Annotated in this window: 19 protein-coding genes; 12 read left to right on the plus strand and 7 right to left on the minus strand. The window is 67.3% G+C overall.

Translation table 11 applies throughout. From position 1 onward, the window contains the following. Positions 1-10 precede the first annotated feature (10 nt). The 4 genes from ACQCSU_RS16625 to ACQCSU_RS16640 form a co-directional block, all read right to left on the minus strand. Positions 11-385 (minus strand): hypothetical protein, encoded by a 375-nt coding sequence (locus tag ACQCSU_RS16625; protein WP_426976368.1) that lies wholly within the window; start codon positions 383-385, stop codon positions 11-13. Then, positions 355-1,287 carry a flavin-containing monooxygenase gene (locus ACQCSU_RS16630; RefSeq protein ID WP_426976369.1) on the minus strand — a complete coding sequence of 311 codons (933 nt, stop codon included), beginning with the start codon at positions 1,285-1,287 and terminating at the stop codon, positions 355-357. The genes ACQCSU_RS16625 and ACQCSU_RS16630 overlap by 31 nt, the downstream gene beginning before the upstream one ends. Before the next feature lie 171 nt (positions 1,288-1,458). Continuing rightward, positions 1,459-1,953 (minus strand): GNAT family N-acetyltransferase, encoded by a 495-nt coding sequence (locus ACQCSU_RS16635; RefSeq protein WP_426976370.1) that lies wholly within the window; start codon positions 1,951-1,953, stop codon positions 1,459-1,461. Further along, positions 1,950-2,822, minus strand: coding sequence for a ribokinase (locus tag ACQCSU_RS16640; RefSeq protein WP_426976371.1), 873 nt, complete (start codon positions 2,820-2,822; stop codon positions 1,950-1,952). The genes ACQCSU_RS16635 and ACQCSU_RS16640 overlap by 4 nt, the downstream gene beginning before the upstream one ends. 135 nt (positions 2,823-2,957) lie before the next feature. Here ACQCSU_RS16640 and ACQCSU_RS16645 point away from each other — a divergent pair, with 135 nt between their 5' ends. Together ACQCSU_RS16645 and ACQCSU_RS16650 are read left to right on the plus strand one after the other, a co-directional pair. Further along, on the plus strand, positions 2,958-4,391 hold the full coding sequence (locus ACQCSU_RS16645) for an MFS transporter (protein WP_426976372.1): 1,434 nt from the start codon (positions 2,958-2,960) through the stop codon (positions 4,389-4,391). Positions 4,392-4,455: 64 nt separating this feature from the next. Beyond that, on the plus strand, positions 4,456-5,421 hold the full coding sequence (locus ACQCSU_RS16650; protein ID WP_426976373.1) for a nucleoside hydrolase: 966 nt from the start codon (positions 4,456-4,458) through the stop codon (positions 5,419-5,421). On the opposite strand, the gene ACQCSU_RS16655 is transcribed toward ACQCSU_RS16650, so the two are convergent. Then, the gene (locus ACQCSU_RS16655) at positions 5,418-6,206 is read right to left on the minus strand and encodes a GntR family transcriptional regulator (RefSeq protein ID WP_426976374.1); all 789 of its coding nucleotides are present in this window, start codon (positions 6,204-6,206) and stop codon (positions 5,418-5,420) included. The genes ACQCSU_RS16650 and ACQCSU_RS16655 overlap by 4 nt on opposite strands. Before the next feature lie 473 nt (positions 6,207-6,679). On the opposite strand from ACQCSU_RS16655, the gene ACQCSU_RS16660 reads away from it, so the two are divergent. Both ACQCSU_RS16660 and ACQCSU_RS16665 read left to right on the plus strand, forming a co-directional pair. After that, the gene (locus ACQCSU_RS16660) at positions 6,680-7,879 is read left to right on the plus strand and encodes an acyltransferase family protein (RefSeq protein WP_426976375.1); all 1,200 of its coding nucleotides are present in this window, start codon (positions 6,680-6,682) and stop codon (positions 7,877-7,879) included. Positions 7,880-8,071: 192 nt separating this feature from the next. Beyond that, complete coding sequence (locus ACQCSU_RS16665; protein ID WP_426976376.1) at positions 8,072-8,392, plus strand: putative quinol monooxygenase; 321 nt, start codon at positions 8,072-8,074, stop codon at positions 8,390-8,392. A gap of 2 nt (positions 8,393-8,394) precedes the next feature. On the opposite strand, the gene ACQCSU_RS16670 is transcribed toward ACQCSU_RS16665, so the two are convergent. Continuing rightward, on the minus strand, positions 8,395-9,141 hold the full coding sequence (locus ACQCSU_RS16670) for a YoaK family protein (protein ID WP_426976377.1): 747 nt from the start codon (positions 9,139-9,141) through the stop codon (positions 8,395-8,397). 158 nt (positions 9,142-9,299) lie between these two features. On the opposite strand from ACQCSU_RS16670, the gene ACQCSU_RS16675 reads away from it, so the two are divergent. The 8 genes from ACQCSU_RS16675 to ACQCSU_RS16710 all read left to right on the plus strand — a co-directional run bounded on the left by ACQCSU_RS16675 (position 9,300) and on the right by ACQCSU_RS16710 (position 18,582). Beyond that, positions 9,300-10,943, plus strand: a complete 1,644-nt coding sequence (locus tag ACQCSU_RS16675; RefSeq protein WP_426976378.1) for an ABC transporter substrate-binding protein — start codon at positions 9,300-9,302, stop codon at positions 10,941-10,943. 10 nt (positions 10,944-10,953) lie between these two features. Continuing rightward, positions 10,954-11,904, plus strand: a complete 951-nt coding sequence (locus ACQCSU_RS16680; protein WP_426976379.1) for an ABC transporter permease — start codon at positions 10,954-10,956, stop codon at positions 11,902-11,904. After that, a complete protein-coding gene (locus ACQCSU_RS16685; RefSeq protein ID WP_426976380.1) occupies positions 11,904-12,797 on the plus strand; it encodes an ABC transporter permease in 894 nt (297 codons plus the stop codon). Before ACQCSU_RS16680 ends, ACQCSU_RS16685 begins: the two co-directional genes overlap by 1 nt. A 4-nt stretch (positions 12,798-12,801) precedes the next feature. After that, positions 12,802-14,652, plus strand: a complete 1,851-nt coding sequence (locus ACQCSU_RS16690) for a gamma-glutamyltransferase family protein (RefSeq protein WP_426976381.1) — start codon at positions 12,802-12,804, stop codon at positions 14,650-14,652. Further along, positions 14,636-16,267 carry a dipeptide ABC transporter ATP-binding protein gene (locus ACQCSU_RS16695; protein WP_426976382.1) on the plus strand — a complete coding sequence of 544 codons (1,632 nt, stop codon included), beginning with the start codon at positions 14,636-14,638 and terminating at the stop codon, positions 16,265-16,267. The genes ACQCSU_RS16690 and ACQCSU_RS16695 overlap by 17 nt, the downstream gene beginning before the upstream one ends. Beyond that, positions 16,248-17,012: a GntR family transcriptional regulator gene (locus tag ACQCSU_RS16700; RefSeq protein ID WP_426976383.1), complete on the plus strand. Its 765-nt coding sequence runs from the start codon at positions 16,248-16,250 to the stop codon at positions 17,010-17,012. Before ACQCSU_RS16695 ends, ACQCSU_RS16700 begins: the two co-directional genes overlap by 20 nt. A gap of 29 nt (positions 17,013-17,041) precedes the next feature. Further along, a complete protein-coding gene (locus tag ACQCSU_RS16705) occupies positions 17,042-17,278 on the plus strand; it encodes a hypothetical protein (protein WP_426976384.1) in 237 nt (78 codons plus the stop codon). Between the two features lie 110 nt (positions 17,279-17,388). Then, positions 17,389-18,582 carry a S8 family serine peptidase gene (locus ACQCSU_RS16710; protein ID WP_426976385.1) on the plus strand — a complete coding sequence of 398 codons (1,194 nt, stop codon included), beginning with the start codon at positions 17,389-17,391 and terminating at the stop codon, positions 18,580-18,582. On the opposite strand, the gene ACQCSU_RS16715 is transcribed toward ACQCSU_RS16710, so the two are convergent. Further along, the gene (locus ACQCSU_RS16715) at positions 18,509-19,003 is read right to left on the minus strand and encodes a GntR family transcriptional regulator (protein WP_426976386.1); all 495 of its coding nucleotides are present in this window, start codon (positions 19,001-19,003) and stop codon (positions 18,509-18,511) included. The two genes, ACQCSU_RS16710 and ACQCSU_RS16715, sit on opposite strands and share 74 nt — an antisense overlap. Positions 19,004-19,061 lie beyond the last annotated feature (58 nt).

Below are 19,061 nucleotides of genomic sequence, written 5' to 3' on the forward strand. Positions count from 1 at the left end.
AACGTCGCCTTCACCGGCCCGCGATGTGCCCGGCCACGTACCGGGCGTCCTCGCCCACCAGCGCCAGCGTCGCCGAGGCGTGTCTGGTCAGCCACGGCAGCCCCACGGCGTACAGTCCCTCAACCTCAGTGACGCCGCCGGAGTGCCGGGGGTAGTTCCATTCATCGAGCACCGGGATGTCCAGGAAGCTGAAGTCCAGGCCGTAACCGGTGGCCCAGATGACGGACGTGACGTTCTCCGCGTCCAAGTTCAGCCGCGCGCCGGACTCCCCGGGAAGCCACGGATCGTCCTGGGTCGGTTCGGCGGCCGGCGCGTCGATGCCCGCCGCCTCGATGTATGCGTCCGCCATCAGCTTCAGGCGCTGGCCGAACCCGGCTTCCACCATCTCCAGGCGTCCGGGGAGGTCGTCGCTGAAGGCGAGTACGCCGTCGTCCGCTCCCTCAAAGCGGCCGTGAAGCCGCACGCCGCGGCGGCCCAGTTCCCGCAGGTGTATGCTGTGGCCGCCATCGTTGCCGGGACCAGCGGATTGCACATGAAGCGGGCGGCGGGGGAGGGGAGATGCTCCACTTGGAGTCCGTTGATGCCGTACGCGGGCCCGTCCAGGTTGATCTGCAGGATCCAGTAGAAGGTGTCCTGGCCGCGGTACCTGCGCGGTGCCTCCGGGCATGCGGAAACGGACAAATGAACCTCGCGGCCGGCGGCCAGCAAGTCCTCGGTGATCTGGCCGCCAGACTGCCCGGTGCCCACCACCAGCACGGCGCCGTCAGGCAGCTGCTGCGGGTTGCGGTAGTCGTGGCTGTGGAGCTGGTGCACACACCCGGGGAGGCCGGCGGACGCGGCAGGGATGCGCGGGCGCTGGAAGGCACCGTTCGCCAGGACCACGTTCTCTGCCGTGAAGCGCCCGTCGGTAGTCTCCACGCTGAAGCGGCCGCGCTCCCTGGCGATCCGGGTAACCTCCGTGCCCAGCTGTACCGGTGCCGCGATCCGCTGCGCATAGTCGCGGAACAGGTCAATGACGGCGTCGCGGGGGAGGAAGGCATCCGGCTCGGGACCGTCGTACGTCAGCCCCGGCAGCATGAACGAGAAGTTGGGCGTGTTCAGGTAGAACGAGTCCCATCGGTCCTGCCACGCCCCGCCCAGCGTGGCGCGCCGCTCCAGCGCCTGGTGCTCCACTCTGTGCTGGGTGAGCCAGTAGCTGGTGGCAAGCCCGGCCTGGCCTGCACCGATCACCAGGGTGTTGACTCTTTGCGGAGCCTGGCGTCGGGCGGTTGCTTCCGGGGACGGCATGGCTACTTCCTGGCGGCCTGGGCCTTTGGCGCCTTCGGCGGCAGGCTTGCGACGTTGTCAAATGCCTCGGTCTCCATGGTTCCTCTCCCGTAGCTAAGGGGCAGGGCTGGATTTGTTGGCAGGATATGCCCGCAGCGTCGCCGCGTACAGCAGTTTCCCGCAGAGCCTTCCCTACACCTCCAGCCGGAACACCCAGAGAAGTACGTCCTCGCCGGGCACGTACCAGTCGCGGGCCGGAACCCTCCGGAAGCCCAGGGATTCGTAGAGACCATGTGCCCGTTCCATAAACGTTGCACTCGTGATGCTGATCGCCCTGATAACCGACAGCGACTGGGCGTGTTCGATGACCTGACGAACAACGGCGCGCCCAACCCCGCCGCCTTGAATAGCAGGATCAACCGCGAGCATCCGAAACTCGAGCTCATTCTCAATCGCGATCTCGCTGTACGGCTGCCCCGCGAAGGTTAGCGTCACTGCCGCGACCACCGCGCCGGAGGCTTCGGCCACCCACACCTCAGCATGCTCCGCCCGGTGTTCCACGTTGTCCAACACACTCATATACGGGTGGTCGGCAGTGAAATGCCCAGCGCGGAGGTACGCCTCCCGGGTAATTGTCCGGACCTCTGCATAATCGGCCGGCCTTGCTGGCCTGAAAACCAAATTCACTGCCCAGCAACCTCGGCTCCAGCTACCCGGGCAACGTACTCCTCCAACCGAGCCAGCGCCGGCTGGGAAGAGGGATCGCCCACCGCATCCGCTCCCACGGCGTTAGCCACGGCCAGCGCCGTGGAGTAGTCGAGCCCCGCCCGGAGTGCCAGAACCAGAGCCGCGCAGAAGGCATCACCGGCACCGATGGTGTTTGCCACCGTCACAGTCGAGGCCGGAGCCTCGGCCACCCGCCGCCCGTGCTCGAACATCGCCGCCCCGTCCTTGCCGTATGTCACGGCGACAAGCTTCGCTTCCGCCAGCGCCGGAATCAGCTGGTACTCGGTCTCATTGACGATCACCAGGTCGCAGCGCTCCAGCAGCTCCGCCGGCAGGTCCATGGCCGGGGCCGCGTTCAGGACGAAGAAACCGGCGGAACGACGGGCGGCTTCCAGCACCACGGGCAGGCCCACTTCGAGCTGGCACAGCACCGTCTCGTCCGGCCCGAACTGCAGGCCCTCCACCGAGAACCTGGAGTTGGCCCCCGGGCAGACCACGATCTGGTTTTCACCATCCCGGTCCACCACGATCAGCGCCGTGCCCGTCGCGTCGCCGTCGAGCACGGCGACCGCGGAAGAGTCCACACCGGCGCCTGCCAGGGCGTCCAGCATCAGCCGGCCGGAGGCGTCATCGCCCACCGCCCCGACGATCCTCGCGCTGGCGCCCAGGCGGGCAGCGGCCACGGCCTGGTTGGCTCCCTTGCCGCCAGGCTGCTGCTGCAGACTGCCGCCGCCGATGGTCTCCCCGGCAGCCGGGAGCCTGTCCGCGGTGGCGATGATGTCGAGGTTGATGCTGCCGACGACGGTGACGGCAGGAAGTCGATTGCTCATGGGAAGTCCTATCGGGGCCAAGGGGGCTGGATTAGGAAATAGTGTACGCCATGGTTGTACTTGTTCGTCATACATGGTTGTATAACAACTCACATCCCAAGGGCAGGACCGCCCTGCAAAACAAAGGAGTTTGATGTGAACACCCCAACTTCAGTCGCCACTTCGGCGCCAGCCGCCGTCGGAAACCGGGCCGGGGAGGAGCCAAAAATTGCCGGCCGCAGCGCCGCCCTGCTGATCTCCACTCTGCTGCTCGGAGTGCTGTCCTTCCAGCTCAACGCCAGCATGGTCACGCCGGCGCTGCCGCAGATCGCGGCATCCTTCGGCCAAGGCCCCGAGAGCGCGGCCCCCGTCCAGTCCATGTTCTTCCTCGCCGGCGCCATCGCCGGGCCCGTCATCGGACGCTGGAGCGACTTCATCGGACGCCGCGCCGCCTTGCTCCTGGTCCTCGGCATCATGGGCGCAGGCACCATCCTCTGCATCGCCGCCCCCACCCTGCCGCTCCTCATCGCCGGCAGGTTCCTCCAGGGCGTCTCCAGCGCGGTCTTCGCGCTCGCCTACATCGTCCTCAGCGAAAACCTGCAGGCCCGCGTCTTCGGCACCTCCGTGGGCATCATCGCCGCCATCAACGGAGGCGTCGGCGGCGCGGACGGCTACGTCGGCGGCCTCATGGCCGAAACCATCGGCTTCCGGTCCATCTTCGTCGTCGTCCTCGTCCTGACGGCCATCGCCGCCGCCTGCATCATCAAAACCGTCCCGAGCGGACGTCCGCAGGGAGTGCGCGGCGCCATGGACTGGTGGGGAGCAGGATCCCTGTCCGTGTTCCTGGTCTTCATCACCTACTTCGTCTCCGGCGGCTCGGCCGCCGGCTGGACCGCGCCCAGCACCCTGGCCCTGCTGGCCGGCGCGGTCGCGTCCTTCGCCGCCTTCTGGATGATCGAAAAGAAGCGCAGCCACCCGCTCATCGCCGTCCACCACCTGCGCTCCCGCCAGGTTTGGCCCGTCATCGCCACTACCGTCCTGACCCTGGCCGGTATCTTCGCCGTCATCAACTTCACCGTGGTGTTGCTCAGCCAGGACACCCACCACGGCTTCGGGCTCAGTGCCTCCCTGTCGGCATTGCTGTTCCTGACCCCCGCCGCGCTGATCGGCGTCTTCGCCGCACCGCTCGCCGGCTGGCTCGCCGACCGGCGCGGCTGGATCAAAACCCTCCGGGCCGGAACCGGGCTGAGCTTGGCCTGCGCCATCGCCGCGGCCGCGTTCGCCGACAACCAGGTGGCCGTCCTGATCGCCGTCGCCGCCCTCGGCATCTTCTACAACGGCTTGTTCCTCACCGCCATCAACGGACTCTCCGTCCTGCTCTCACCCAAGGAAGCGCCCGCGGCCCTGCCCGGCATCAACGGCGCCTCCTTCGGCATCGGCGCGAGCCTCGGCGTGGTGCTTGTGGCACCGTTCGCCGCCCAGGCCACGTCCGCCGGCTACACCACCGCCCTCTGGATTTCGGTCGCCATCACCGCGGCCGCCTTCCTGGTCAGCCTCTTCGTCGCGGCACCCAAGGGCGAAAAGCTCTGATCCGACGCCGTCCAGCACCACGTCCAGCACCACCTCCAGCACCAACGAAACGAGAGACCCAGCAATGACCATGCCCACCAGCCACCCGTTCTACCTCGACTGCGACACCGGAATCGACGACGCCCTCGCCCTGGCCTACCTGCTCGCCTCGCCGCAGGCGGACGTGCGGGGGATCGGTACCGTCAGCGGCAACGTCAGTGCCGCCGTCGGCGCCCGGAACACCCTGGACCTGCTCCAGCTAGCCGGGCACGCCCACATCCCCGTCGCGCTCGGAGCCCACGACCCGCAGGCCGGCGACTTCCGCGGCGGCGCCCCGCACGTCCACGGCTCTAACGGGATCGGGGGAGTGGACCTCGAGACCGCCGACGCCGAGCTGGTGCCCGGAACCGCCGCCGAGATGCTGGTCCGGCTCGCCCACGAACACCCCGGCCAGCTGCGGATCCTGGCCATCGGGCCGCTCACCAATATCGCCGAAGCGCTGCGTTTGGACCCGGAGTTGCCGCGGCTGGTGCAGGACATCACCATCATGGGCGGCGCGGCCTTTGCTCCCGGAAACATCACTCCCGTGGCAGAGGCCAACATCGCCAACGACCCCGAAGCCGCGGCGGACGTGCTCGCCGCCGACTGGAACGTGACCCTGGTGCCGCTGGACGTGACCATGTCCAGCGTGCTTGAGGAAAGCCACCGGCAGGAACTACTCGCCGCGGGCCATCCGGTCCCGCAGGCCCTCGGCGAGATGCTCGGCTATTACTTCCGCTTCTACGAGGGCCAGTTCGGCCGGGCCTGCTCGGCCATGCACGACCCCCTCGCGGCGGCCCTCGCGGTGGGCGGCGTCAGTGCGGCGGTCGCCCCGGTGGTGACGGTCGACGTCGATACCACCGACGGTCCCGGCCGTGGCCAGACCATCTGCGACCTCCGCGGACGGTACATGGATTACCCGGAGCAGCCCGGCGCCCGCTGCCGGGTTGTGCTGGAGCTCGACGGCGACTTCGCGCCGCACTTGGTGGAGGTGCTGCAGGGATTTGCCTAGGACTGGATGGACTGCATCACGGACAGGTGTCCGGCGCGTGCCGCGATGAGGCACTTGGCCAGGTAGAAGGGCCGGTTCGCGTGTCTGACGTACTGCGTCAGCACGAGGACCGGGTCCGGGGCCCGCAGGTCCAGCAGTTTGGCCCGGCTGGGCCCCACCTGGCTCAGGCTGATCTGGCATTCGCCGGGGCCGAGGACCCGGCCGAAGCGGTTGTTCAGGCTGGCGAGCAGGGTGCTGCCGCCGTCGTCGTCGATTTCCAACGGCGCGGCGGCAGCGGAACTGCTGCCAAGGCTCACGGGCAGGGCCGGGATGTTTTCCTGCAGGTGGGCGATGGCCTCGCCGTCGCGGATCAGGACCGACTCCCACAGCCAGCAATCGGTGCCGGGCTCGACGCCCACGCCGGGGGCGACGAACTCTGAGGCGGGCTGCCGTACCACCTGGACCCGCTTGATTTCCACCTGCTGCCCGGGGCCGCCGAGGACTTCCTCGAAGGGGCGGATCCGCTCGATTCCGATGCGGGGGAGGGTGTCGGCGACAAACCGGCCGACGCCCCGGCGGGCCCGGATGAGTCCGTCCTCCTCGAGCAGCATCAGCGCTTCGCGGACCACGGTGCGGCTGACCTTCATGTCCGCGCCGAGCTCCGTTTCAGTGGGAAGCATCGAGCCGGGCGTCAGCAGGCTGTTGCGGATGGCCTCGGCGATCCGGGAGTACACCGCAACCCGGAGCGGCGAGCCGGGCTGGGCCTCCACCGGTTGGGACAGGAACCGGACGGCGTCCTCGTGCACGTTATGCCTCGCTTAGTGGTCTTCGGAAAATCCAGCCTACTCCACGGTCCGACACGTTTGTTGGACAAGTAGCGCCGATTTCCGGGGGTCCGGTTCAGGGGAGCGGCTGCCGTTCGCCGACGCTGGACGGCGCCGTCGGGCTGGACGTAGTCCCGCCGTCGTTGTTCTATTCTTTACTGCTCGCCTTCAACCAGACCTTCACCGACTTCAACGTCCCGGTGTCGTCTCGCTGGCAACGCTCCGGGCAGTACTCGCGCAGCCGGTCCCGCCACGCGTTCGACTGCCCCTTTGACCACGACCGAGACACCCACGACCGCCACCGACTTCGCAGACGTCGAGTTCGTCGTCCGCGCCATAGCGTAGACAGCGATCGTGAGGTGCCGCATCCTTGGAGCTTAGCGGCGGGGCACCGAGGCCGAGCGGCTCCGTCGGGCAGCCGCCGGGTAATGTAACGGACTGGTAACATAGGGCTGATGCGGTATCAGTCTGGTCAAACACGAGTCACTCAGCTGGATGGCCTCAGAGGGATTGCCGCCCTGGTGGTTGTCGCCTGCCATGTACTGTCAACCCTCCCGGGACTCGGGAGTGTTGTCTCTGGCAACCGTTCCGTGGGGCTCAACACTGCGGAGATGTGGGCTGTTTTCTCTCCGTTGCACGTCCTCTGGAATGGCACTCCGGCGGTCCACGTCTTTTTTGTGCTCTCCGGTTTCGTCCTGGTCCTGCCGTTCACCAGGCCGGGCGCGGTCGCCAGTTGGGCGCCGTACTACGCCAAGCGTTTTTTCCGCCTTTACTTACCGGCCTGGGCGTCCCTGGCGGTGGCTGTTGCGTTGATTACGATCATTCCCCGGTCGGCGTCGCCGTCGCAGAGCCCCTGGGCGGACATGTACGTGATCGACCCAAGCGTGGGTCAGGTCTTCAAGGACGCGCTGCTCCTGCTGAACGCGAGCACCATCAACACTCCGCTGTGGTCCCTCAAATGGGAAGTCGCGTTCTCCCTCCTGCTCCCGGCGTACGTCTTCATCGCCCTCCGGTGGAGACGCTTCTGGCACGTGAAAATCGGCATTGCCCTGCTGCTGGCCGTGGTGGGAGCGGTGCAAGACCTGGATTGGCTGTCCTATCTCCCGATTTTCGCCATCGGGGCGATCCTTGGCGCCGAACGTGAGCGGATCCGTGAACTGACCCAATCCTGGCCGCGCTTCGCCTGGTTCTTCGTGGCCGCCGCGGGTCTCTTCCTGGCCAACGCAGAATGGATCAGCCCCGAGCAGCCGATCCCCGGCGTCGAGGCCGTTGTCACAGTCGGTGCGACGCTGATCGTATTGCTGTTCGTGTCCTGCAAGTCGGCCAAGAAGCTCGGCGACACGGCCGTCGCGCAGTGGCTGGGACGCGTGTCCTTCAGTCTCTACCTGGTGCACCTTCCGATCATTCTGGCCGGCGTCACACTGCTGAGGTCAGTCTCACTTCCCCTTGCTCTCGCGGTCTCCGTGGCAGCCTCGTTCGTGGTCGCCGAGCTGTTCTACCGCTACGTGGAACAGCCCGCCCACCGGCTCTCGATGGCCGCAGGCCGTGCTGTGGGGTCCCGGATCCGCCGGGAAGCCTGCCCGGACGGCCCACCGGTCCCACCCGCGGCAGAGGCGACTTCGAGGCATCTGGTAGAGAGCTCGGCAGGCACCTGAATTGGTGTGAACCGATGGAGCCAGGGCAACCCCCGGGCACATCAGGCGGTTCAAGGCGGTGCAACCCGGGCCGCAGTTGCAACTCGCTCCCTGTGGCCCGCGTTCCCACCCCGCGATGGCCCGCTTGGGCGGACGGCTCATCCGGGGCAGACTTCTCTGGTACCCACACCGCCGCTGGAAGGCAGGAACCCGATGATCTTCATCGTCGTCAAATTCAATGTCAAGCCGGATTGGACCGACCGCTGGCTGGATCTGACCCGCGACTTCACCGAAGCGACCCGCAAGGAACCGGGCAACCTGTGGTTTGACTGGTCCCGCAGCGTGGACAACCCGAATGAATTCGTGCTGGTCGAGGCGTTCCAGGACGACGCCGCCGGCCGCCACGTCAACAGCGAACACTTCACCCAGGCCATGAAGGACATGCCGCAGGCCCTGGTGGAAACCCCGCAGATCATCAGCGAAAAAATCGGCGCGGACGGCTGGGGCCGGATGGGCGAACTGACCGTCGCCTAGGCTCAACGCCCGGCGCCCACCCCGGCGCCGACCGCGGCCTCAGCGTCCTCCTCCACCCGAGCCTCCCGGGCATCTTTCCGGTACCGCCGGTGGCCCACCGCAGCAACCGCTGAAGCGATCACCGCCGAAATCGCCAGTCCCAGCCACAGATGCACGTGCAGCGCCGCGGCGCCCGCCACCGCTCCCAGCATGATCAGGACGATCGCCAGGGTGCGCCGGACCCAGTAGACCCCGCGTCCGCCGGCCAGCCGCGAGTCGGCGGCGAGGCCGGTGATGGTGGAGGTGACCACCACGGTGGTAATTTCCGCAACCTTCAGCTTCTTCGCCGTCGCGGCCTGGATACCCATCACGAGGGCCAGCGCCGACGTCGTGATGCTGCCGTACATTTCCTCGGTCCGCACCGGCGCCAGCACCACGAAGACCGTCAGGGCCCAGAGTCCCAGGGCCACGGCCAGCAGCGCAGCCGACGTCCGGGCCGACCAGCCGTCGGTGTTCCGCCGCAGCACCCGCCCCGCAAGGGCGGCGCCCAGCATGAAGAACACCAGCGCCAGGGCCGGCCGCAGGATCGGCAGGCCCGTGCCGCCGGTGACTGCCATGCCCAGCAGCACCACGTTGCCGGTCATATTGCCGGTGAACACGCGGTCCAGCCCCAGATAGCCCACCGCGTCCACCACGCCGGTGGAAAACGTGAGCATCAGCATCAGGACCAGATGCAGGCGGTCAGGGCCGCGGGAAAGTTTGGGTTTCATATTAATTTCCTCGCTACATGCTTGAAACAAAAGTATACGAATGTAGTATCCATACACAGATTGTATTCAATACCGATGTCGTGTTCGACCCGAGGATTTGGATCCGTATGTCTCATTCGTTCCGCCCAAGCTCCGTGCCAAGCTCCGTGCCAGGCGCCGTGCCAACCGCCAGCCGGCGCAGCACCCGGACTGCCGCCCTGGTCGGGGGCCTGGCCCTCCTGGCCGTTGCCGCCACCGGCTGCCAGCCCATCCAGGCGCTCCCCGCAGCAGTAACCCGCAGCGACGTGATGTCCGCCCCCATCGGGGGCCGGCAGATCCAGGAGGGCGGCGATCTGGTGATGGCACTCTCCGCCGAACCGGACCGCCTTGACCCCACGACGTCGTCCTCGCTCTATACCCGCTACGTCATGCAGACGATGTGCCAGAAGCTCTATGACATCGATGGCAACGGCAAGATTGTCCCGCAGCTGGCCACCGCCCTTCCCGAGGTCAGCGCGGACGGCCTGGCCGTCACCATCCCGGTACGGACCGGCGCCACGTTTGCCGACGGCACCGCGTTCAACGCCGACGCGGCCCGGGCCACGATCGAGCGCGGCCTCACCCTGAAGGGCTCCGCGCGGAAGAGTGAACTGGGCCCGATCGCCAGCGTCGAGACCCTGGACGAGACAACGCTGAAGATCAACTACAAGAAGCCCTTCGCCCCGATCACCGCCGCGCTCGCCGACCGCGCCGGGATGATCCTCTCGCCCAAAGCCGTGGCAGAGGCCGGGGCCACCTTCGGCGACCACCCGGTCTGCGTGGGGCCGTTCAAGTTCGCCGAACGCGTGCCGCAGACCTCCATCAAGGTGGAACGGGACCCGCTCTACTACGACACCAAAAACGTCCACCTGGACACCATCACCTACCGGATCATGACGGATTCCAACATTCGGGCCGCCAACCTGCGCTCCGGAGACGTCCACGTGGCCGACTCCATCTCCCCGCAGGACGTGGATGCCCTCTCCAAGGAGGACGGCATCGGCGTCCTGCAGGTGGGATCGCTGGGCTACCAGGGCCTCACCATCAACCTGGGCAACACCGACGGCGTGGGCAAACCGCCCGGGGAGATCGATACCCCCACCGCCAAGGAAGCCAAGGTCCGGATGGCATTGTCCATGTCAGTGGACCGCGCCGCACTGGTCAACACTGTCTTCAACAACTGGTACGAACCGGCCTGCTCGCCGATCGCACCCTCCAGCCCCTTCGCCTCGGAACTGAGCAAGGCCTGCCCGGAGTTCAACCCCGGAAAGGCCAAACAGCTCCTGCAGGAGGCCGGCGTTCCCCTGCCGTACCCAATCGAAATGCAGGTCAGCAACACCCCCGATACGCTGCGCTATGCCCAGGCCCTGCAGGCTGCGGTGGCGGACGCCGGCTTCGCCCTGACCATCCGGCCCGTGGAGTACTCCACCCTCCTGGACGTCCAGAGCCGGGGAGCCTTCCAGGCGCTGCAGCTGGGCTGGTCCGGCCGCGTTGACCCGCACGGGAATATGTTCAACTTCCTCGCCACCGGCGCCGGCAACAACTACTCCGGCTATAGCAACCCGGAGGTGGACAAGCTCCTTACCGCAGCTGCCGGGGAGACGGACGAGGCGGTCCGCGCGGAGCTTTACGGCCAGGTGGTGCGGCAGGTCCAGACGGACAACCCGGTGATCTACCTCTACCGCGTCCGCAGCCTCACGGCCTACAGCACCGGGGTGGCCGCCGTCGACACCTTTGCCGACGGTGTGGTGCACCTCAGCAACGCAGGCTTCGTGAAGAAGTAAGGACCACACCATGATTCGCTACCTCTCCACCCGTCTCTGGCAGTCCGCGGTCACCCTGATCCTGGCCTCCGTGGTGATCTTCATCGGCATCCGGCAGCTTCCAGGCGACCCCGCCATCGCCATGGCCGGGGAGGAAGCCACCCCGGAACAGCTCGACGCCGTCCGGGCCCAGCTCGGCCTGGACCTGCCCCTCCCGGTGCAGTACTTCAGCTTCCTCGCACGGATGCTCCAGGGCGACCTCGGCCGCTCCACCCGCACCGGCACCCCGGTCACCGAACTGATCGCCACCACCCTGCCGGTGACGCTCTGGCTCGCCGCCTACGCGATTGTGCTCGCCGTCGTCGCCGGCGTCCTCCTCGGTGTCATCTCCGAACGCTTCCGCGGACGCTGGCCCGAATGGGTTTCCAACGCCGTGGCGCTGGTGGGGCTCTCGGTGCCGAGCTTCTGGCTCGGCCTGCTCGCGATCCTCTACCTCGCCGTCAACCTCGGCTGGTTTCCGGCGTCCGGCTACGTCGACGTCGGAAGGGACCCGGTCCGCGGGCTGTATTACCTGACGCTGCCGGCGATCATCCTGGGCACCGCCCTGGCCGCGGTGATCCTGCGGCAGACCCGGGCGTCCATGATCGAAACCATGAACACGGACTACGTGCGCACGGCCAACGCCAAAGGCCTCGGCGCCGGCCGCGTCCTGTTCCGCTACGGACTGCGGAACTCCCTGATCGTGGTGGTCACCATCGTGGGCCTGCAGCTGGGCGGACTGATCTCCGGAGCCGTGGTCACCGAGCGTATCTTCGCGCTGCCCGGCTTCGGAAAGCTCACCCTCGACGCCGTCTTTACCCGTGACTATCCCGTCATCCAGGCCGTGGTGCTCATCATTACCGTGAGCTACATCGTGATCAACCTCGCCGTGGACATACTGTACTCGGTCATCAATCCCAAAATCCGAGTAGGGGGCAACTAATGGCCATCACCGAAATCCGTCCGGCGGCGCTGGACTCAGCAGGACTGGGTTCCGCCCGCGGTCGCATCTGGAATTCACTGCGCAAAAACCCCCTGGGCCTCGCCGGCGGCACCATGCTGGCCCTCGTGGTTCTCGTGGCCCTGTTCGCGCCGCTCATTGCGCCCTATGACCCGGCGCAGGTGCACTTCGCCACCCCCTTCCAGAAGCCGGGAACTATCGGCTTCCTGCTGGGAACGGACGACCTGGGACGTGACATCTTCTCCCGCCTGGTGTTCGGCATCCGCGCCTCGCTGATCGTCGGGGTGCTGTCCGTCCTCCTGTCAGTCCTGATCGGCGCCCCGCTGGGGCTGCTGGCGGGCTACTGGAAATGGCTGGACGTCATCATTTCCCGGCTCACCGACGTGACGCTGGCCTTTCCGTTCCTGATCATCGCCGTGGGCCTGGTGGCCATCAGCGGGCCAAGCCTGGGCAACGCGGCGATCGCCCTCGGCATCGCCCACATCCCGGCCATGATCCGGGTGGTCCGCGGCGAGACCCTGCGGATCAAGGAAAGCGACTTTGTCCTCGCGGCCAAAACCATGGACGCCTCCGGCGGGCGGATCATCTTCCAGCACGTCCTGCCGAACACCGCCTCGGCCCTGATCGTGCAGGCCACGGTGATCATGCCGGTGGCCGTGATCGGCGAAGCCCTGCTGTCCTTCCTGGGCCTGGGCATCCAGCCGCCCTCGCCGAGCCTGGGCATCATGCTCTCCGACGCCCAGCAGTACATTTTCCGTTCCCCCACCGCGGCCATCATCCCGGGCATCGGCATCGCCGTCATCTGCCTGGCGTTCAACCTCTTCGGGGACGCCCTGCGCGATGCCCTGGACCCCGCCGCCTCGAACCGAAAGTAGCCCCATGACCTACACACCCGCAGACTCCTTCACCACCCGCCCCACCCTGCAGGGCACCTTCGGCATGACCGCCTCCACGCATTGGCTGGCGACGGCGTCCGCCCAGGCCGTGCTGGAACGCGGCGGCAACGCCTTCGACGCCGCCGTCGCCGGCGCCTTCGTGCTGCACGTCGTGGAACCGCACCTGAACGGCCCCGGCGGGGACATGACCGGCGTCTTCGTCACCGCCGCCGAACCGTCCGACCCCGTGGTCCTGATGGGACAGGGCCCGGCGCCCGCCGCCGCGACCCGGGAGCATTACCTGGCCGAGGGCCTGGAACTGGTGCCCGGCGCCGGGGGACTGGCCGCCGCCGTTCCCGCCGCCGTCGACGCCTGGCTCCTCCTGCTCCGGGACCACGGCACCTGGGAACTGTCCGAGGTGCTCTCCTTCGCGATCGGCTATGCCCGGGACGGCCACCCGATCGTGGACCGGGTGGGCAGCACCATCGCCTCCGTCGCGGAGCTCTTCACCGAGCACTGGCCGACGTCGGCCGCGCTGTGGATGCCGGACGGCAAGATCCCCGCCGGGGGTGATCTGGTCAAAAACGGCGCCTACGCCGACGTCCTGGACCGGCTCATCGCCGCCGGGGCTGCTGCGTCTGCCGGCGTGGCTGCCGCGTCTGCCGGCGGGGCAGACTCGCGCGAAACCCGGATCGACGCCGCCCGCCGCGAATGGAGCGAAGGCTTCGTGGCGAAGGCCGCCGTCGCGTTCCTGGCCACGCCGCACCGTCATTCCTCCGGGATGGACCACGCCGCGGTGATCACGGAAGCGGACTTTGCGGCCTGCCGCGCCGGCTACGACTCCGCCACCACCTTTGAATTCCGCGGGCACACCATCGCCAAGACCGGCCCGTGGGGGCAGGGCCCGGCGCTGCTGCAGACGCTCGCCATCCTGGTCGGTTTCCCGGACGAGTACCTGGACCCCTCCACGGCCCTCGGCGCCCACACCATCCTGGAGGCGCAGAAACTCGCCATCGCCGACCGTGAGGCGTACTACGGGGACGCCTCCGTGCCGATGGACTACCTGCTGAGCCCGGAGTACGCGGCGCAGCGCCGCGGACTGATCACGGAACGGGCCTCGCACGAGTTCCGCCCTGGGACCGTGCCCGGCCACGAGCCGTTCGTGCCGCCGCTCCGGACGGAGTACCGGCCGCCGTCGCGCTCCGGCCGGGGCGAGCCGATGTTGGCCGGCGTCGGTGAACCGACGGTGATGCCCACCGGGGAAACCCGCGGGGACACCTGCCATATCGATGTGGTGGACCAGTGGGGCAACATGATCTCCGCCACCCCGTCCGGCGGCTGGCTGCAGTCCTCGCCCGCCATTCCGGAGCTGGGCTTCTGCCTGGGCTCCCGGCTGCAGATGACCTGGCTGGAAGACGGCGCACCGTCCACCCTCGCCCCGGGAAAGCGGCCGCGCACCACGCTAACGCCCACGCTGGTCCTCAAGGACGGCAAACCGGTGACGGCGCTGGGTTCCCCGGGCGGTGACCAGCAGGACCAGTGGCAGCTGCTCTATCTGCTGCGGACCCTGGTGGGCGGGTACTCGCCGCAGGAGGCGGTGGATGCTCCCGCGCTGCACACCACGTCCATTCCTGGATCCTTCTGGCCCCGGACGTGGACTCCCGGCGGCGCCGTGGTGGAGGACCGCCTCGGGGACGAGGTCATCGACGAACTGGAACGGCGTGGCCACGTGGTCAGCCGCGCGGGGGACTGGGCCCTCGGCCGGCTCTCCTGTGTGGTGTCCGATCCCGAAACAGGCCTCCTGAAGGCCGCCGCCAACCCGAGAGGAGCGCAGGGCTATGCAGCAGGGCGCTAGGAATGACGAGAACACGCTGCTCGCGGTCCGGAACCTGGAGGTCAGCTACGGCGGCACCCCGGTGCTGGACAGCGTCAGCTTCGACCTGAAAAAGGGCGAGCGGGTGGCGATCGTGGGCCAGTCCGGCTCGGGCAAGTCCACCGTGATCGGCGCCATCCTGGGCCTGCTCCCCGGCAGCGGCCGGATCTCCCAGGGGTCCATCCTGCTCGACGGCACGGACCTGGCGGACATCACCGGGAAGGAGATGCGCGCCATCCGCGGCAGGCGCATCGGCCTGGTGCCGCAGGACCCGATGTCCAATCTCAACCCCTCCATGAAAGTGGGCGCCCAGATTGCCGACGCGCTGGCCAGCAACGGGCTGCGCGGCCGGGCGGCGGTCAAGAAACGCGCCGTCGAACTCATGGCGGAAGCCGGCATCCCCGACGCCGGACGCCGCTACGGGCAGTTTCCGCACGAGTTCTCCGGCGGCATGCGCCAGCGGGTGCTGATCGCGATCGCCCTCGCCGGTGAGCCGGACCTGCTGATCGCGGACGAACCGACGTCCGCGCTCGACGTCACGGTGCAGCGGCAGATCCTGAACCACCTGCAGACCCTGGTGGATGCCCGCGGCACGTCCCTGCTGTTCGTCACCCACGATCTGGGCCTGGCGGCCGACCGCACGGACCGGATCATCGTGATGGCGGACGGCCGGATCGTGGAAACCGGCTCGCCCCGGGAGATCCTGCTGGACCCGCAGGAGGACTACACGGCCCGCCTCGTCGCCGCGGCGCCGTCGGCAAGCCTCCTGCCCGGCGCCGGAGTGTCGGCGGAGCTGTTCCCCGGCGCCGCACCGGAGCCGGTCCTGACGGTCCGCAACCTCGCCAAGGAATTCAGGCTCCGCGGCCAGCGCGGCGGGGTGGTCCGTGCCGTGGACGATGTCTCCTTCACCGTTGACCGCGGCACCACCACGGCGATCGTCGGCGAATCGGGATCCGGCAAGACCACGGTGGCGCGGATCATCCTGGGCCTGGAGACGGCTTCGGGGGGAGAGGCGCTGATTAACGGCGGCAGCCTCGCCACCAAGGATGTGCGGGCCCGGCGGGCGTTGCGCCGGATCGTCCAGCCGGTCTTCCAGGACCCGTACGGATCCCTCGATCCCACGTACTCCATTGAACGGCTGATCGACGAACCGCTGCGGATTTTCGGCGTCGGGAATCCGGAAAGCCGGCGGCAGCGTGTGGGTGAGCTCCTGGACCAGGTGGCGCTGCCGCGCACGCTCGCCCAGCGCCGTCCCAATGAACTCTCCGGCGGGCAACGCCAGCGCGTCGCAATAGCCCGCGCCCTGGCGCTGGAACCCGAAGTGCTCATCTGTGATGAGGCCGTCTCGGCGCTTGATGTGCTGGTCCAGGAACAGATCCTGGATCTGCTGGGGGATCTGCAGGATAGGCTGGGCCTCAGCTACCTGTTCATTACCCACGACCTGGCGGTGGTTCGCCAGATTGCGCACAATGTGGTGGTCATGAAATCCGGCAAAGTGGTGGAAGCAGGCAGCGTGGACCAGGTCTTCCTGGCCACCGAGGCCGACTACACACGAGAACTACTTGGAGCGATACCCGGTGCAGCATTCGCTAGATAGCGGGGATCCTGCCCCGCGACAGCGCGTCCAAGACGAGATCCGGCGCGACATCATTTTCGGCGTGCTGCCGGCCGGCAGCCGCATCACCGAAACGGCCCTGGCCTTGAAGTACGGCATCTCCCGGGTGCCGGTCCGGGAGGCCCTGCGGGCGCTGGAAGTGGAGGGATTCGTTGAATCGAAGCCTTTTGCCGGGTCAACTGTCTCTGCCATCCCCGTGGACGACGCCGACGACCTCTTCGCCGTCCGCGAAGCCCTGGAATCCGCCACCGCACGGCGTGCCGCGCAAAATGCGGCGGCGCAGTTTGCCGCGGGCGGCCCGGACCCGGCCTGGTGGAAAACCCGCAAGGATTTGGCCGCGCTGTTGGAAGCGGGGGACAAGGCCATTGCAGACGGGCGGATTGATCTGTTGCCGGAACTCAACATCCGCTTCCACCTTGGCATCGCGGAGCTCAGCCGGAGCTCGTCCCTGACGGCGCTGCTGCGCCAGATCTCGGGGAAGATCGAATGGCTTTATGCTTCCGACGTCGACTCCCGGGGAATTAGTTCCTGGAGCGAACACCGGACCATCATGGCCGCCATTGACGCCGGGAACTCCCAAGAGGCGGAGCGGGGCATGGGCGCCCATGTGCGCAGCTCGAGGTTGGGCTACGTCAGCCGGTTCTCGCCGGGCGGCGCGACGGGCGGCGTAGGGGGACCCGCGCCGGACGGTGCGGCCGGCGGCTTGGCTGACGGCGTGGGGAGCTGAGGCCTGAGCCGCTCAAGCGCCCAATCCCAGTGGATCAACTCCTGTTCCAGCCTGACGGCCGGTCCATGGGCGTCGCTGCCCAGCGCGTGACCCTGGTGCCGCTGGACGTCACCATGTCCAGCGTGCTCGAGGAAAGCCACCGGCAGGAACTGCTCGCCGCGGACCATCCGGTCCCGCAGGCCCAACGGGAGCTCGTCGGAGTGCCCGGTCACGCAACACTTCATGGGGGACAGTCGACACGTAATTTGCCGGCTGCCACTATCTAGACAGTGCAGATTGAAGCAAGATGCTCCTCATGAAAAGAATCGTTATAGCTAGCTTCGCGGCGGTAGTCATAAGCTGCGGCACAATCACGTTGGCAGCCCCAAGCAACGCAGTGACCACGAGCAACGCGGCGGCCCAGTCATCACCCATCGCGGGGCAAATCATGGTTAAATTCCACGACGATCGCGCAGCTGCCGGCGTACTACGCCAGCACGGCCTCAGCGACGGCGCGAGTATCGGCAGCACCGGCGCGCACCTCATCAAAGTACCGGCCGGTAAGGAACTTCAGCTCATCGACGCCTTAAGCCGCAACCCGGCAGTTGAGTACGCCGAGCCGGACGAGCTCGTTACTGCCGCTACAGCTGACCCGTATTTCCCTCGCCAGTATGCTCTGCAAAACGATGGCCAATCATTTACTAACACCGCCAGCGCGCTAACTGTAGCCGCGGGCAAAGCGGACGCTGATGTCGACGCCGTCGAAGCGTGGACCGTCACGACCGGTAGCAGCACGAGAGTCGCCATTATCGATTCAGGTGTCGCAAGCGACAACACCGACATCGCACCAAAGGTTGTTGCACGCGCCAACTTCAGTGATGCGGCAACCGGTGAAGACAATTACGGCCACGGCACCCACGTCGCCGGCATTGTTGCCGCCACCGCCAACAACGGGATTGGTGTTGCCGGTGTGTGCCCGGATTGCACCATCCTGGATGCCAAAGTGCTCAACGACAGCGGCTCCGGCTCTTCATCACGCATTGCAAACGGCATCAACTGGGCCGTCAGCAACGGTGCCAAGGTGATCAACATGAGCCTTGGACAGCGCGTCTCATCCCGCACCCTCGAAACTGCCGTCAACAACGCATGGAATGCAGGTGCAGTGATCGTCGCCGCAGCAGGCAACGCCGGTACTCAGGCCCAGATCTACCCCGGCGCATATCCCAACGTTATTGCCGTCGCCGCAACCGACAACACCGACGCCAAAGCATCCTTCTCAACCTACGGCGCCAAGTGGGTGGATGTCGCAGCGCCCGGGGTCAATGTTTACTCGACCTTCCCGAACCACCCGTTCTACCTGGGAACTCAGAACGGCCGCTCCCAGGGTTATGACGTCGCCAGCGGTACGTCAATGGCTTCACCTATCGTCGCAGGCACTGCCGCGCTTGCCTGGAGTTCACATGCCGGCGCCACGAACACATCGGTCCGGGCAAATGTCGAATCAACCGCCGAGAACATTATTGGCACGGGCACCTATTGGGCACATGGCCGCGTGAACGCATGCAAAGCAGTCGGTTGTGTACAGCCCTAAGTTTAAACGCGGTTGCAGTCAGGACTGGATGGACTGCATCACGGACAGGTGTCCGGCGCGTGCCGCGATGAGGCACTTGGCCAGGTAGAAGGGCCGGTTCGCGTGTCTGACGTACTGCGTCAGCACGAGGACCGGATCCGGGGATCAGGACCGACTCCCACAGCCAGCAATCGGCGCCGGGCTCCACGCCCACGCCGGGGGCGACGAACTCTGAGGCGGGCTGCCGCTCCCTGAGGACGCGCTTGATCTCGAGGTGCTGCCCGGGGCCGCCGAGGACTTCCTCGAAGGGGCGGATCCGCTCGATTCCGATGCGGGGGAGGGTGTCGGCGACAAACCGGCCGACGCCCCGGCGGGCCCAGATGAGTCCGTCCTCCTCGAGCAGCATCAGCGCTTCGCGGACCACGGTGCGGCTGACCTTCATGTCCGCGCCGAGCTCCGACGGCCTCTTCGGACGTGACGTACGCCCGCCGTCGTCGTTT

This window comes from Pseudarthrobacter sp. O4 (assembly GCF_050157025.1).
GTDB lineage: Bacteria > Actinomycetota > Actinomycetes > Actinomycetales > Micrococcaceae > Arthrobacter.

Coding starts and splice junctions, on each gene's coding strand:
- ACQCSU_RS16690 (WP_426976381.1), top strand. CDS start 12,802: ATGACCTACACACCCGCAGACTCCTTCACCACCCGCCCCACCCTGCAG.
- ACQCSU_RS16650 (WP_426976373.1), top strand. CDS start 4,456: ATGACCATGCCCACCAGCCACCCGTTCTACCTCGACTGCGACACCGGA.
- ACQCSU_RS16680 (WP_426976379.1), top strand. CDS start 10,954: ATGATTCGCTACCTCTCCACCCGTCTCTGGCAGTCCGCGGTCACCCTG.
- ACQCSU_RS16695 (WP_426976382.1), top strand. CDS start 14,636: ATGCAGCAGGGCGCTAGGAATGACGAGAACACGCTGCTCGCGGTCCGG.
- ACQCSU_RS16660 (WP_426976375.1), top strand. CDS start 6,680: ATGCGGTATCAGTCTGGTCAAACACGAGTCACTCAGCTGGATGGCCTC.
- ACQCSU_RS16685 (WP_426976380.1), top strand. CDS start 11,904: ATGGCCATCACCGAAATCCGTCCGGCGGCGCTGGACTCAGCAGGACTG.
- ACQCSU_RS16630 (WP_426976369.1), bottom strand. CDS start 1,287: ATGCCGTCCCCGGAAGCAACCGCCCGACGCCAGGCTCCGCAAAGAGTC.
- ACQCSU_RS16625 (WP_426976368.1), bottom strand. CDS start 385: ATGGTGGAAGCCGGGTTCGGCCAGCGCCTGAAGCTGATGGCGGACGCA.
- ACQCSU_RS16665 (WP_426976376.1), top strand. CDS start 8,072: ATGATCTTCATCGTCGTCAAATTCAATGTCAAGCCGGATTGGACCGAC.
- ACQCSU_RS16715 (WP_426976386.1), bottom strand. CDS start 19,003: ATGAAGGTCAGCCGCACCGTGGTCCGCGAAGCGCTGATGCTGCTCGAG.
- ACQCSU_RS16670 (WP_426976377.1), bottom strand. CDS start 9,141: ATGAAACCCAAACTTTCCCGCGGCCCTGACCGCCTGCATCTGGTCCTG.
- ACQCSU_RS16640 (WP_426976371.1), bottom strand. CDS start 2,822: ATGAGCAATCGACTTCCTGCCGTCACCGTCGTCGGCAGCATCAACCTC.